This is a genomic window from Mesorhizobium sp. M0571 (genome assembly GCF_040320985.1).
Lineage (GTDB): Bacteria > Pseudomonadota > Alphaproteobacteria > Rhizobiales > Rhizobiaceae > Mesorhizobium.
In genome coordinates this window covers 218,366-230,994 of sequence record NZ_JAMYQT010000005.1, presented here as the reverse complement: position 1 = coordinate 230,994, position 12,629 = coordinate 218,366, and the positions used below count along the sequence as shown (strand labels likewise).

The 12,629-nt window shown below is 61.8% G+C and carries 12 protein-coding genes and 1 pseudogene; 4 read left to right on the top strand and 9 right to left on the bottom strand.

The features are described from left to right. Positions 1–6: 6 nt before the first annotated feature. The 3 genes from NKI85_RS09105 to NKI85_RS09095 all read right to left on the bottom strand — a co-directional run bounded on the left by NKI85_RS09105 (position 7) and on the right by NKI85_RS09095 (position 2,832). On the bottom strand, positions 7–981 hold the full coding sequence (locus NKI85_RS09105) for a DUF3592 domain-containing protein (protein WP_352776621.1): 975 nt from the start codon (positions 979–981) through the stop codon (positions 7–9). Positions 982–1,136: 155 nt separating this feature from the next. Further along, complete coding sequence (gene ilvC, locus NKI85_RS09100; RefSeq protein ID WP_352776620.1) at positions 1,137–2,156, bottom strand: ketol-acid reductoisomerase; 1,020 nt, start codon at positions 2,154–2,156, stop codon at positions 1,137–1,139. A 22-nt stretch (positions 2,157–2,178) separates the two neighbouring features. Beyond that, a complete protein-coding gene (locus NKI85_RS09095) occupies positions 2,179–2,832 on the bottom strand; it encodes a TetR/AcrR family transcriptional regulator (protein WP_352524417.1) in 654 nt (217 codons plus the stop codon). Between the two features lie 157 nt (positions 2,833–2,989). Here NKI85_RS09095 and NKI85_RS09090 point away from each other — a divergent pair, with 157 nt between their 5' ends. Beyond that, the gene (locus tag NKI85_RS09090; RefSeq protein ID WP_352776619.1) at positions 2,990–3,418 is read left to right on the top strand and encodes an anthrone oxygenase family protein; all 429 of its coding nucleotides are present in this window, start codon (positions 2,990–2,992) and stop codon (positions 3,416–3,418) included. A 37-nt stretch (positions 3,419–3,455) separates the two neighbouring features. Here the strand turns inward: NKI85_RS09090 and NKI85_RS09085 are convergent, their stop codons facing one another. Beyond that, positions 3,456–3,908, bottom strand: coding sequence for a MarR family winged helix-turn-helix transcriptional regulator (locus NKI85_RS09085; protein ID WP_352776618.1), 453 nt, complete (start codon positions 3,906–3,908; stop codon positions 3,456–3,458). 100 nt (positions 3,909–4,008) lie between these two features. Here NKI85_RS09085 and NKI85_RS09080 point away from each other — a divergent pair, with 100 nt between their 5' ends. Both NKI85_RS09080 and NKI85_RS09075 read left to right on the top strand, forming a co-directional pair. Then, a complete protein-coding gene (locus NKI85_RS09080) occupies positions 4,009–4,314 on the top strand; it encodes a Rieske (2Fe-2S) protein (protein ID WP_352776617.1) in 306 nt (101 codons plus the stop codon). Position 4,315: 1 nt separating this feature from the next. Continuing rightward, positions 4,316–5,033, top strand: a pseudogene (locus tag NKI85_RS09075) (glutathione S-transferase family protein). Here NKI85_RS09075 and NKI85_RS09070 read toward each other — a convergent pair. Next, positions 4,990–6,228, bottom strand: a complete 1,239-nt coding sequence (locus NKI85_RS09070; RefSeq protein ID WP_352776616.1) for an FAD-dependent oxidoreductase — start codon at positions 6,226–6,228, stop codon at positions 4,990–4,992. The pseudogene NKI85_RS09075 and the gene NKI85_RS09070 sit on opposite strands and share 44 nt — an antisense overlap. Before the next feature lie 72 nt (positions 6,229–6,300). Continuing rightward, positions 6,301–6,708 carry a winged helix-turn-helix transcriptional regulator gene (locus NKI85_RS09065; protein ID WP_352776615.1) on the bottom strand — a complete coding sequence of 136 codons (408 nt, stop codon included), beginning with the start codon at positions 6,706–6,708 and terminating at the stop codon, positions 6,301–6,303. 137 nt (positions 6,709–6,845) lie between these two features. Between NKI85_RS09065 and NKI85_RS09060 the strand changes: the two genes are divergently transcribed. Beyond that, positions 6,846–7,736: an SDR family oxidoreductase gene (locus NKI85_RS09060; RefSeq protein WP_352776614.1), complete on the top strand. Its 891-nt coding sequence runs from the start codon at positions 6,846–6,848 to the stop codon at positions 7,734–7,736. A gap of 43 nt (positions 7,737–7,779) precedes the next feature. Here NKI85_RS09060 and NKI85_RS09055 read toward each other — a convergent pair whose 3' ends face one another. The 3 genes from NKI85_RS09055 to NKI85_RS09045 form a co-directional block, all read right to left on the bottom strand. Further along, on the bottom strand, positions 7,780–9,699 hold the full coding sequence (locus NKI85_RS09055) for a potassium transporter Kup (RefSeq protein ID WP_352776613.1): 1,920 nt from the start codon (positions 9,697–9,699) through the stop codon (positions 7,780–7,782). Between the two features lie 156 nt (positions 9,700–9,855). Further along, on the bottom strand, positions 9,856–11,769 hold the full coding sequence (locus NKI85_RS09050; protein WP_352524408.1) for a potassium transporter Kup: 1,914 nt from the start codon (positions 11,767–11,769) through the stop codon (positions 9,856–9,858). A 78-nt stretch (positions 11,770–11,847) separates the two neighbouring features. Beyond that, on the bottom strand, positions 11,848–12,606 hold the full coding sequence (locus NKI85_RS09045) for a pyridoxine 5'-phosphate synthase (protein ID WP_352524407.1): 759 nt from the start codon (positions 12,604–12,606) through the stop codon (positions 11,848–11,850). Positions 12,607–12,629: the final 23 nt, after the last annotated feature.

Genomic DNA, 12,629 nt, shown 5'->3' with positions numbered 1-12,629 from the left:
TCAGCACTAGATCACCCCGATGAGCAGCGCGGCTCCACCGAGGAAGCCAACGGCGCAGACCCACAGGAGCCAAAGCCCGCTCACCCTGCATTCGAGAACCGCTGCAGCCGGATTGGCGGGATCGTAGTGGACCTCGATCTTATCGCCCTCGAGGTAGCGCTGCGATTGACCGCTGACGAGGCTTGGCAGCGAGGCCGTCACGTTTGCGCCGAAAGCGATGCGATCGGCGGCGTAGCGCTGGCCGGCGACGTTATAGCTGTAGACGATGCGGGATTTGAAAACTGTGCGCCAGGGCCGATAGCCGCTGCCTCCGGCGCGGGCTTCAAATTTCTGCAGGCCCGAAGCGTCGATACGTCCCGTGGTTATAGGCCATTTGGCCGCCTGTTCGGCGAGCGACTTCTGGGCAAAGCCCATGCGCAGGATAAACAGCCCCATGACAAGCAGCAGCGCCGCGGCGCCGAGGTTCTGCGGCTTGGGCAAATGCGGCCCGATCGCCTCCAGGACGCCGCCGACGGAGAAGACCAGGACGAGCGCGCCAACCACCAGCCCGGCCGAAAGCTGGACCATGAACTTGAACGAGCCGTCGGGCATAGTGCGCTCGATCACGGCCTTGGCTGGATCGGCCGGATTGTAGAAGACGGTTACGCCAGCCCCGTTTGGAAATCGCGCAAGGATTTCCGCTACGGCGAAATTTCCAAGGTTCTCCCGCACGCTGTAGTGCGAACTGCGAAATTTCTTGCCGTTCACCTTGTATTCGAAGGTGATCGCCGGAAAGTTGCGCATCTCGGTCGACCCTCTGCTGTCCGAACCGGATCCCGAACTGGTCACCTCGCGAGCCTCGACTCGCGACGAGACGATCTTTCCCGGCGTCGGAGACCAGCGGCTGACCGCCCTCACCTCCCTCCACTTCAGGAAGGTGACGAGGGAGAGCATGCCGGCAACCGCGCAGGCAAACCCGATCAACAGAAATTTGAGTTCCAACGCTCACCCCCAGGCAATTTGTGCCGTACCCCGCGCAGGCATACCACGACGGTGAGAATAACGCGCCTGGTCAAAATCCTGTAACCAGCACATCTTCACGTAAAAGCCGGCGGATCGCTCCGCCGGCCGCTTTACGCAATTACTAAATTGCGATTTTAATTCTTGGCCCTGTCGACCAGCTTGTTCTTGGAAATCCACGGCATCATCGCGCGCAGCTTGGCGCCGACTTCCTCGATCTGGTGACTGTCGTTGTTGCGGCGGATGCCCTTGAAGCGCGACATACCGGCGCGGTATTCCTGCATCCATTCCGAGGTGAACTTGCCGGTCTGGATGTCCTTCAGCACGCGCTTCATCTCGGCCTTGGTCTCGGCGGTGATGATGCGCGGGCCCGAGACGTATTCGCCCCATTCCGCGGTGTTCGAGATAGAGTAGTTCATGTTGGCTATACCGCCCTCATAGATCAGGTCGACGATCAGCTTGACCTCGTGCAGGCATTCGAAATAGGCCATTTCCGGCGCGTAGCCGGCCTCTACCAGCGTTTCGAAACCGGCGCGGATCAATTCGACCAGACCGCCGCACAGCACAACCTGCTCGCCGAACAGGTCGGTCTCGCACTCCTCGCGGAAGTTGGTCTCGATAATGCCTGAACGACCGCCGCCGACGCCGCACGCGTAGGAGAGTGCCAAATCGAGCGCATTGCCCGAAGCGTCCTGGTTGACCGCGACCAGGCACGGCACGCCGCCGCCTTTCTGGTATTCGCCGCGCACCGTATGGCCTGGCCCCTTCGGGGCGATCATGACGACGTCGACCGAAGCTTTCGGCTCGATCAGGCCAAAATGCACGTTGAGGCCATGGGCGAAGGCGATTGCCGCGCCATCGCGGATGTTCGGCGCGATCTCGGATTTGTAGATGTCGGCCTGCAGCTCATCCGGCGTAGCCATCATCATCAGGTCGGCCCACTTGGCGGCATCGGCCACGCTCATCACCTTGAGCCCGTCGGCCTCGACCTTCTTGGCGGTCGCCGAGCCGGCCTTGAGCCCAATGGCGATATCCTTGACGCCGGAATCCTTGAGGTTGAGCGCATGCGCCCTGCCCTGGCTGCCATAGCCGATGATGGCGACCTTCTTGCCCTTGATCAAGTTGAGATCGGCGTCGCGATCGTAATAGACACGCATTTTTCTTCCTTCCCTTTTGGATTTAGCGGCCTTGCGGCCCGGTTTTTGCTCCATGAAGAGCGAGAAACTGCTGCGTCGCCCGGGCGGCATCGCCGCCGATCGCCACATCAGTCAATTCCAGCCGGTCGCCGAGCAGCAGGCGAATCTGCACGTCGCGGGCGACCAGTCCGAAAAAGGTGCGGAATGCCGCCTCCGCGTCCGAAAATTCGAGAAGCCCGGCCTGCCTGCCGGCTTCCAGCACCGGCTTCAGCCGCCTGGCCAGCGCGAACCGGCCGTTCTCCAGCACGATGGCGCCGAGATCGTCCTTCCCCGAACCGGCATGGCCGACCGCCACCCGGTTCAGCGCGATCGAGGTGTCGCTCGAAATTACCTTGAGCCAGTCCGAAGCGAAGCGCTCGAGGCTTGCCGTCAGCGAGGCGAGGTCGAGCCCCTTGCGGTCGACCGGCACTACCCGCACCTTGGACGCCTGCCATTGTACCGTTGCCGTCAATAGCCCGTCGCGATCGCCGAACCATTTGTAGAGCGTTTCCTTGGAACAGCTCGCCCGCCGCGCCACGGCGGTCATGGTCAACTGATCGCCCTCTTCGACCAGCAGGCGAAGGGCGGCGTCGAGCACAGCTTTCTGCCGCTCCGTCAGCGTCTCGCTGGTGTCGATGTCGTTCACAGCGTGCAACACAGTCTTTCCTCAGGAGGCAAACTCATCCGCAGTTCAGACACGAACTCGAAGGCGTACCGTACGTTACGGTTCTGCGTTATGGCGTATTGCCCGACCCGGCGCAAGCCCTTATTTCTGTAACGCGCTCCATACGGGGGCATCACGGGAGACACGAACGATGCTCGCCGGATTGCTTGCTCTGACCGTTGCCGCGGCGTTCGCGGGTGCCGCAATCTATGTCAGCGTCGCCGAACAGCCGGCGCGGCTTCGCCTCGAGGACAAAGCATTGCTGCAGGAATGGCAGCCTTCCTACAAGCGCGGCGCCGCCATGCAGGCCTCGATCGCCGTCATCGCGTGTATTCTGGGCCTCGTCGCGTGGTGGCAGACCGGAAATCTCGCTTATCTGGCCGGCGCAGTGCTGATCATCCTGCCTTGGCCATGGACGCTGCTGGTGATGATGCCCGCAAATCGGTTGCTGGAGGCGATGGACGCGAACACCCTCAATCCTGAAGCTCGGACATTGATCGTCAAATGGGGCAATCTGCATCTGGTCCGCGTCGGGCTTGGCGTTCTGGCGACGCTGGCGTTTCTCTGGGGCAGTGCCTGACCTCGCAGATCCGCGCCATCTTCGGCACGAAGGTGTGTCACTCCATGACGGCCGGATGGCGCAGCCGCCCAAGCAGAACTGACAGCGCGTCGAGCTCATCATTGGAAAGCCGGGCGCCGACCAGCCCCGCGATCGACCGGCCGTAGACGGCCCACATGCGGCGGCGCGTCTCGCGCCCCTTGCCGGTGATGCGGACCGTTTGCCCGCGGCCGTCATCGGCAACCCTGAGCTTCTCGACCAGCCCGTCGGCTTCGAGCCGCGCCAGGAGCCGGGAGACGTTGTATTGCGCAAACAGGGTACGCTCGGTGAGTTGGAACGGCCGCAATCCGCCCTCGCCTGCCTCGGCAAGCTCATGCAGGACGTCGTACCAGGCAAGCGACGGCAAGCCACTGTCCTTCAGCGCGTCCTCTGCTCTTTCCAACAGCTGGCGCGAAACCCGCATCAGGCGGGCCCAGGCCTTGATGGCTGGCGGTGAAGGAATCCCGGTCATGGTTGCAGCATAAGCGATAGATGCAATTGCATCAAGCTTGACGATAGATGCAAATGCATCTAGATAGATGCGATCGCATCAATCGTGAGAAGCAATTCCGATGAAGCATGAAATCTGCAAGATCGCCGACATTCCGGAAACAGGCAGCCTGATCGCTCCGTTTTTCGGCCGCGACGTCCATGTCTACCACAGCGGCGAACGTATCCGCGCCGCCGCCAATGTCTGCCTGCATTTCGGTGGCCCGCTCGACTGCAAGGACGGCAAGCTCGTCTGCCAATGGCACGGCGCCTCGTTCGACATGGCGAACGGTGATCGCCTCGAAGGCCCGGCGCCGAAGGGCTCCCGCCTGATGTTCCTCTCCACCCGCGTCGAGGACGGCGCCTTGAATTATGTCTGGGGAGAGTGAGATGACCGACAGGCTCACTCTCGTCAGCCACCATCTTTGTCCCTACGTGCAGCGCACGGCGATTTCACTTCGCGAAAAGGGCGTGCCGTTCGAGCGCGTCGCGGTCGATCTCGCCAACAAGCCTGCCTGGTTCAAGGCAATATCGCCGCTTGGCAAGGTGCCACTGCTTCGCATTGAGCATGACGGCCAGGAGACGGTGATCTTCGAATCGCTCGTCATCCTCGAATTCCTCGAGGAAACCCAGACCAATCCGCTGCATCCGACCGGTGCCTACGCCCGCGCCCGGCATCGTGCCTGGATTGAGTTCGGCTCGGCAATCCTCAATGCCATCGGCCGCTTCTATTCAGCACTCACCGAAGCCGCCTTTCTTGCGGAAAGCGAGGCTCTGTCGGCAGATGTTCGATCGCCTGGAAGTGGAACTGGCGAATGGCGCGGCTGGACCATGGTTCGACGGCGAGCGTTTTTCACTGGTCGACGCGGTCTACGGGCCGATCTTTCGCTATTTCGACGTCTTCGACCGGATCGGCGATTTCGGCATCCTGGACGGAAAGCCGCATGTCCAGGCCTGGCGCGAGGTGTTGCACAAACGCCCATCCGTGAAGGGCGCGGTCGCTCCCGATTATCCGCAACGCCTCCATGCATTCCTGCAGGCGAAGGGTTCGCACCTTTCGGAAATCATTCGCCGAAACGATCCGGCCATTGCGCTTCCGCAAGCCTGATCGGCCTGAACGGATCAATCACCGTTCCTGTAACCATGGAAGCAAGAAACAGCGGCGCCGGTGGGATTTTCGCCAGCGTTGCCACCAGCCTGTCGCGGACGAACGGCATCGCGGTCGAATCCGACTGATAGAACGGCGTCAGCACCAGCGACAGCACCTGAAAGACCCGCACATGCCATCGCCGCGCCCGGACGTAAGCCTCCAGCGCAGTATCGATACGATCCGTTCCTATGACCGCGTAGTTGAGCGCTGCTGCATCGAGTAGCGCCATGTTCGCGCCCTGCCCGAGCTGCGGGCTCGTCGAATGCGCCGCATCGCCGATAACAGCCAATCGCCGTCCGGCTGGCGTCTTCATCGTGTGATGGCCATAGCGCGCCAGTGAAAGCTGGTCGAAATTGTCGATCTGGTCGGTGAAGGCCGCGCATTCAGGCCACAGCCCGACCAATCTCGCCTTCCATGCCTCGAGGCCTGTTGCCCTTACCTGCTCGGCATCCGGCGGCTTTAGGCTCCAGAAGAATGCCGCCATCTTTTCAGTACCCGGTTCCGGCCGGCCGATCGGCAGCACGCCAATCATCACGCTCGCTCTGTCGTAGCGCTGCAGCAGCGCGTGCTCGTCGAAACCCCCGCCGCGCCAGCCAAGCGATCCCCAGAACGCGCCATAGGCGAGCGGCCGCGGTTCGCCCGGATTGTTTATGCACTGCCGCAATTTGGAGCGCGAACCGCTGGCATCCACTACCAGGTCGAACGGCCCTATCCTTCGTCCGTTGCCGCAGACCAATGTTGCCCGTTCGCCAGTTTCCAGCGTCTCGAGCTCGATACCTGTCTCGATGGTGATCGCTTGGCGCCGGACGGCGCGGAAAAGCACGCCGAACAGAGCCGCGCGGTGCACCGCCAGCCCGAAACGGCCGCCGCGCTGGGCATCGTAGCGGACGTCGAGCACTGTGCGGCCGGTTCTGGCGTCTGCACCATGCAGGCGGTCTATGCGGCTGCCTAGCGCTAGTATGTCTTCAAGCAGGCCGAGATCGGCGAGCACCGTCAGCCCGGTCGGCTGCAGGATCAGCCCGGACCCGACCGGCGTTGGCTGCTCGAAGCGCTCGAAGACAGTGACCCGATGCCCTGCGCGCTTGAGATAGAGCGCGGCGGCAAGTCCAGCCGGACCGGCACCGGCAATCGCGATATCCAGAGAATTGCCCATTTGCCCGTCCCAATCCAGGCCGGACAATCCTTTAGCGCTGTCCCTAAATCAAGCCGCCGTGTTCGTTGAGGCTTAGTCTTCAGCGTCGAAGACAGCACGCGCTTCACGCACCGCGCCATGGTTGAGCTCGGCCCACTGCATCAATTGATGCAAGGGTCCGAACATCGAGCGCCCGAGATCGGTGAGGCTGTATTCGACGCTCGGCGGTTTGGTCGGGAACACCTGGCGATGCACATAGCCGTCGCGCTGCAGATCATGCAGCGTCTGGGTGAGCATGCGCTGTGAAATGTCGGGCACCAACCGTCGCAATTCACCGAAGCGGTACGGCTTCTCGGCCAAGGCCATTATCAGCAGCGAACTCCATTTGTTGCTGATGCCCTGGATCACATCGCGAATAGGGCAATCCGCAAGCTTTGCGCCACCGTTGCCGGCTTTGTATATCTCGAGCTTCGATCTCAGATTGACGATCCTGCCGTCCATGGCTGGTTCCCTGGGTGTGCCTACCTCCCGCAAAACTGCCTTCTTTACGAGGGTCGGTCAATTCTTATTTTAGCGCTGGTCTCTTTTTGAGACTTACCTATGCACCCCGCCGCTTCGGCGCAACGTCAGGACATCTCATGACCGACACCCTTCTCGTCACCGGCGCCTCCGGCCAGCTTGGCCGCGGCGTCATCAATCATCTGCTTGACACGCTCAAGGTCTCGCCTCAGCGCATCATCGCCGCCACCCGCAATCCGGAAAATCTCGCCGATCTGGCAGCGCGCGGCGTCACCATCAGGGCGGCCGATTTCGACGACACGGCATCGCTGGCCAGTGCATTCACGGGTGCCGACAGGGTTCTGATCATTTCGACGGACGAGCTCGCCCTTCCCGGCAAGCGCCTGAAGCAACATGAGACCGCGGTCGCCGCCGCAAAAAGCGCGGGCGTTTCGCATCTGCTCTACACATCGATGCCCAATCCGGAGCCAGGATCGCCGGTGCTGTTTGCGCCCGATCACCACGGCACCGAGCAGGCGATCAAGACGAGCGGTATTCCCTACACCATCTTCCGCAACGGCTGGTATCAGGAGAACCTGTTCATGGCGCTGCCGCACGCCATCGCCTCGGGGCAGTGGTACACATCCGCTGGAGACGGCCGCATTGCCCATGGCGCGCGCGACGACATGGCCGCGGCGATCGCCGCCGGCCTCGCTTCGGGAGCAACCGAAAGCACGACATACACGCTGACGGGTCCGCAGGCCTATACGGTCGCCGAGATCGCAGGTCTCGTCGCCGAGGTTACCGGCAAGCCGATCGAAGTCGTCCAGCTTTCGGATGAAGCGCTGACCGAGGGATTGAAGGCAGCTGGCGTTCCCGAAGCCTTCGCCCCCATCATCGTTTCCTTCGACACCAACACCCGCTCCGGCCGCATCAGCATGGTGACCGACGCGGTCGAGACGCTGTCCGGCAGGAAGCCGCAGCCGCTGAAGCAATTTCTTGAAGCAAACAAGGCGGCTCTGGTGAGCTGAGCCTGACAAACGGCCGTGCCCTTGGAAGGGCACGGCCGTTTGTTCAGATCGCCACCTGAGTTCCGATCTCGACAACGCGTCCGGTCGGGATCTGGAAATACTCCGTCGCATCGGCCGCCGTGCGCGCCAGCCCGATGAACAGCTTGTCCTGCCAGACCGGCATGCCGGAATTGGGCGATGCCTTAAGCGAGCGCCGCGACAGGAAGAAGGACGTCGTCATGATGTCGAACTTCCAACCCTGCTTGCGGCAGATCGCCAGCGCGCGCGGGATGTTGGGCTGCTCCATGTAGCCGAAGGTCAGCGTCACCCGCATGAACAGCTCGTTGACGGTCTCCATCTTGACGCGCTCGCTGTCGGGCACGACAGGCTGCGGTGCCGTCACCACCGAAAGGATGACGTTCTGCTCGTGCAGCACCTTGTAGTGCTTCAGGCTGTGCATCAGCGCGGTCGGCGCACTCAGCGGATCGCTGGTCAGGAACACCGCGGTGCCTGACACCAAATGCGGCTTCTTCTTCAGCAGATTGCCGGCAAGGAAATCCAGCGGGATCTCGTTCCGGCGCGTCTTTTCGAACAAATAGCGGCTGCCGCGGATCCAGGTCCACATGGCCAGCACAATGGTGAAGGCCACCGCCAGCGAAGCCCAGCCGCCTTCGAACACTTTGACGATGTTCGAGGCAAAGAAGCCGATGTCGATGAACGCGAACAGCACTGTCAGGGAGATGGCCAGCCAGAGCTGCCATTTCCAGATGCGGCTCATGATCACGTAGAGCAGCACCGTCGTCACCAGCATGTTGCCGGTCACCGAAATGCCGTAGGCCGAGGCAAGCTTGCTGGATTCACCAAAGCCGACCACCAGAAGCATCACCACCAGCGCCAGCAGCATGTTGACGCGCGGCATGTAGATCTGGCCGGACTGTCTTTCCGACGTATGCAGGATTTCCAGGCGCGGCAGCATATTGAGCTGCACCGCTTGCCTGGTCAGCGAGAAAGCGCCGGAGATTACCGCCTGGCTGGCGATGACTGTCGCAGCTGTAGCCAGGACGACCATCGGAATAAGTGTCCAGCCTTCGTTCATCTCGAAGAAGGGATGGCCGACCACTCCGTTTTTCGCCAGCACGAACGCGCCCTGCCCGGCATAGTTCAGCAGCAGGCAAGGGAACACGATTGCCAGCCAGGCGAGCACAATGGGCTTACGGCCGAAATGGCCGAGATCGGCATAGAGCGCCTCGGCGCCGGTGACGGCGAGGAAGATGGCGCCGATCGTCACGAAGGCAACGTCGGGTGAATTGATCAGGAACGCGACGATGTAATGCGGGCTAACCGCCAGCAGGATCTCCGGGTCGGCGATGATGTGATTTAGACCGGAAAGACCAATGGCCAGGAACCAGACCGCCGTGATCGGGCCGAAGATCAGGGCGACGCCGCCGGTTCCAAACCGCTGTGCCGAAAACAGGATCGCCAGGATGACCAGCGTCAACGGCACCACATAGGGCTGGAAAGTCGGCGTGACGACATTCATGCCTTCGACCGCCGACAGCACCGAGATCGCCGGCGTGATGACGGCGTCACCGAAAAACAGCGAGGCGCCAACGATGCCGATGCCGAGGATCACCGCCGAGCGCGTCGGGAAACTGTTGCGTGCCAGCGCCATCAGCGACAGCACACCGCCCTCGCCGCGATTGTCGGCCCTGAGCACGAACATGATGTATTTGATGGTGACGATGATTGTCAGCGACCAGATGATCAGCGACAGCACGCCGAGGATGTCGCCACGATTGGCGACTTCGCCTCCGGAAGATGCCACCAGTGCCTCGCGGAACGCATAGATCGGGCTGGTGCCGATATCGCCGTAAACCACGCCGAGTGCGCCCAGCATCAGCACTTTTGTGCTGTGCTGCTCGACCTCAGAATGGCTCGATTGTTCGACGGGTTCTGCCTCGTTACCAGTACTGGTAAGGGCCATGGACGACACTCCGATAAGCGGGCGGTGCTCTACGCTTGCTGCGCTGCAATATCAAGTGCCGTCACGTAATGGCTCCGTGTCGGTATTGCGAGTCTTCCCGGCTTGGCAGCTCGATCCCTATCGGCAGACTGCCTGGAACGTTGCAACAGGCACGTTCTAGATCGCCACCTGAGTTCCGATCTCAACCACGCGTCCGGTCGGGATCTGGAAATATTCCGTCGCATCGGCCGCCGAGCGCGCCAGCCCGATGAACAGCTTGTCCTGCCAGACCGGCATGCCGGAATTGGGCGATGCCTTGAGCGAGCGTCGCGACAGGAAGAAGGATGTCGTCATGATGTCGAACTTCCAGCCCTGCTTGCGGCAGATCGCCAGCGCGCGCGGGATGTTGGGCTGCTCCATGTAGCCGAAGGTCAGCGTCACCCGCATGAACAGCTCGTTGACAGTCTCCATCTTGACGCGCTCGCTGTCGGGCACGACAGGCTGCGGTGCCGTCACCACCGAAAGGATGACGTTCTGCTCGTGCAGCACCTTGTAGTGCTTCAGGCTGTGCATCAGCGCGGTCGGCGCACTCAGCGGATCGCTGGTCAGGAACACCGCGGTGCCCGACACCAAATGCGGCTTCTTCTTCAGCAGATTGCCAGCAAGGAAATCCAGCGGGATCTCGTTCCGGCGGGTCTTGTCGAACAAATAGCGCGTGCCGCGGATCCATGTGGACATGATCAGCCCCATGCCGCAAGCGACCGTGATCGACACCCACCCGCCTTCGAGGATCTTCACGACGTTTGCGAGGAAAAATCCGGTATCGATCGTGCCAAACACCAGTGTGAGCGCGGCCGCCAGTGCAAGCTGCCATTTCCACCGGAACCGCATCACGACGAACAGCAGGATGGTCGTCATAAGCATTTCGCCAGTGACCGAAATGCCGTAGGCGGAAGCCAGCGAACTCGAACTGCCAAAGCCGACGACCAGCAACATCACGCCCAGCGCGACCACCAGATTGACCCGCGGCATGTAGATCTGGCCGGACTGCATCTCGGAAGTATGCTGCACCTCGATGCGCGGCAGCAGATTGAGCTGCACCGCCTGGCGCGTCAGCGAGAACGCGCCGGAGATCACCGCCTGGCTGGCGATCACCGTCGCTGCCGTAGCCAGCCCAACCATGGGCATCAGGGCCCAATCAGGCAGCATCTGGAAAAATGGATTGGTGGGTTTGCCGCCGTTGGCCAGAACGAACGCGCCTTGTCCGAAATAGTTGAGGAGCAAACAAGGAAACACCACGGAAAACCATGCCAGCACGATCGGCCTGCGCCCGAAATGGCCGAGATCGACATAGAGGGCTTCGGCCCCGGTGACCGCCAGGAACACCGCCCCGACCGTGACGAAGGCACCGGTGGGCGTATTGGCAAGATAAGCGACCGCGTAATAGGGATTGATCGCCAGCAGGACCGACGGGTCGTCCAGCAGATGGTAGACCCCGGCGGCGCCGATGGCCAGGAACCACACTGCCGTCACCGGCCCGAACACGGCCGCCACCCGGCCGGTGCCGAACCGTTGCACGGCAAAGAGCATTGCCAGGATGACAAGAGTGATCGGAACGACAAAGGCTTCAAGCGTCGGAGCCACCACTTCCAGGCCCTCGACAGCCGAAAGCACGGAGATGGCCGGCGTTATGATTGCGTCGCCGAAAAAAAGCGCCGCGCCGCAAAGTCCGATCCCCAGAATGAACCGGGCTCCCTTTGGATAAGCGCTGCGCGCAAGCGCCATCAGCGACAGCGTGCCGCCCTCGCCTTTGTTGTCGGCTCTGAGCACGAAGGCGACGTATTTTATCGTGACGATGATCGTCAGCGCCCAGACGATAAGCGACAGCACGCCGAGAACATCGTTGCGCGCTACCGGTCCCGACGATGCGTGCAGCGCTTCCCGAAACGCGTAAATTGGGCTCGTGCCGATATCGCCGTAAACCACGCCCAGCGCACCCAGCATCAGAACCTTGGTGCTGTGCTGCTCGACCTTGGAGTGGCTGGATTGTTCGATGGGTTCTGCCTCGCTACCAGCGTTGGCAAGGGCCATGGACGACACTCCCATAGACGTGCGGTGCTCTATGCTGCGGGGATGGAAAGGGCGTGCTGCCATGCCGGGAACGCAGGGCTATCGGCCCGCCTCTCTCCCCCAGCCACAAGCCTTCAGAAACCGTCTGATCGTTCCGGCCATGCCATACTCCAACGCATCGGCTGTCAACCCATGTCCGATGGACACTTCGGCCAATGCCGGGATGCGCCTGGCCAGTGCCGGCAAATTGCTCACTACAAGGTCGTGCCCGGCATTGACCTGGAGCCCTGCAGCCAGTGCGGCATCCGCCGTTTTTCCCAATTTCTCCAATTCCTTCGCCGCTTTTGCCGAATCGGAATGATAGCTGCCATATGGACCCGTATAGAGTTCGATCCGGTCGGCGCCGGTGTCGCGAGCGGCTTTCACGCCATCGGGATCCGGATCGGAAAACAGCGATACGCGAAAGCCTCCCTTCTTCAGGCGCTTGACGACCGGTGTCAGGAACGCAGCCTCTGCGGTGAAGTTCCAGCCATGATCGGAAGTCGCCTGCTCCGGGTGGTCCGGCACCAGCGTCACCTGCTCCGGCTGGTGCTTTTCCACAAGCGCCAGGAAATCCTCGGTCGGATAGCCCTCGATGTTGAATTCCGCATTCGGGAACTCGTCGTCGATCAGCGCCCTGATCTGCGGCAGATCGGAATGCCTGGTGTGCCGCTCGTCGGGTCGCGGGTGCACCGTCAGCCCATGCGCGCCGGCAGCAAGGGCGATGCGTCCAAGCCCGGTCACGCTTGGCCACGGCAGGTCGCGCCGGTTGCGCAGCATGGCGATAGCATTGAGGTTGACGGAAAGCTTTGCAGGCATTTGCACGGCTCCAGGCTGATCTT

What these genes read in the sequence shown, in the direction of transcription:
- ilvC (WP_352776620.1), bottom strand. Translation starts at nt 2,156, where the DNA reads ATGCGTGTCTATTACGATCGCGACGCCGATCTCAACTTGATCAAGGGC.
- NKI85_RS09090 (WP_352776619.1), top strand. Translation starts at nt 2,990, where the DNA reads ATGCTCGCCGGATTGCTTGCTCTGACCGTTGCCGCGGCGTTCGCGGGT.
- NKI85_RS09085 (WP_352776618.1), bottom strand. Translation starts at nt 3,908, where the DNA reads ATGACCGGGATTCCTTCACCGCCAGCCATCAAGGCCTGGGCCCGCCTG.
- NKI85_RS09080 (WP_352776617.1), top strand. Translation starts at nt 4,009, where the DNA reads ATGAAGCATGAAATCTGCAAGATCGCCGACATTCCGGAAACAGGCAGC.
- NKI85_RS09070 (WP_352776616.1), bottom strand. Translation starts at nt 6,228, where the DNA reads ATGGGCAATTCTCTGGATATCGCGATTGCCGGTGCCGGTCCGGCTGGA.
- NKI85_RS09065 (WP_352776615.1), bottom strand. Translation starts at nt 6,708, where the DNA reads ATGGACGGCAGGATCGTCAATCTGAGATCGAAGCTCGAGATATACAAA.
- NKI85_RS09060 (WP_352776614.1), top strand. Translation starts at nt 6,846, where the DNA reads ATGACCGACACCCTTCTCGTCACCGGCGCCTCCGGCCAGCTTGGCCGC.
- NKI85_RS09055 (WP_352776613.1), bottom strand. Translation starts at nt 9,699, where the DNA reads ATGGCCCTTACCAGTACTGGTAACGAGGCAGAACCCGTCGAACAATCG.
- NKI85_RS09050 (WP_352524408.1), bottom strand. Translation starts at nt 11,769, where the DNA reads ATGGCCCTTGCCAACGCTGGTAGCGAGGCAGAACCCATCGAACAATCC.
- NKI85_RS09045 (WP_352524407.1), bottom strand. Translation starts at nt 12,606, where the DNA reads ATGCCTGCAAAGCTTTCCGTCAACCTCAATGCTATCGCCATGCTGCGC.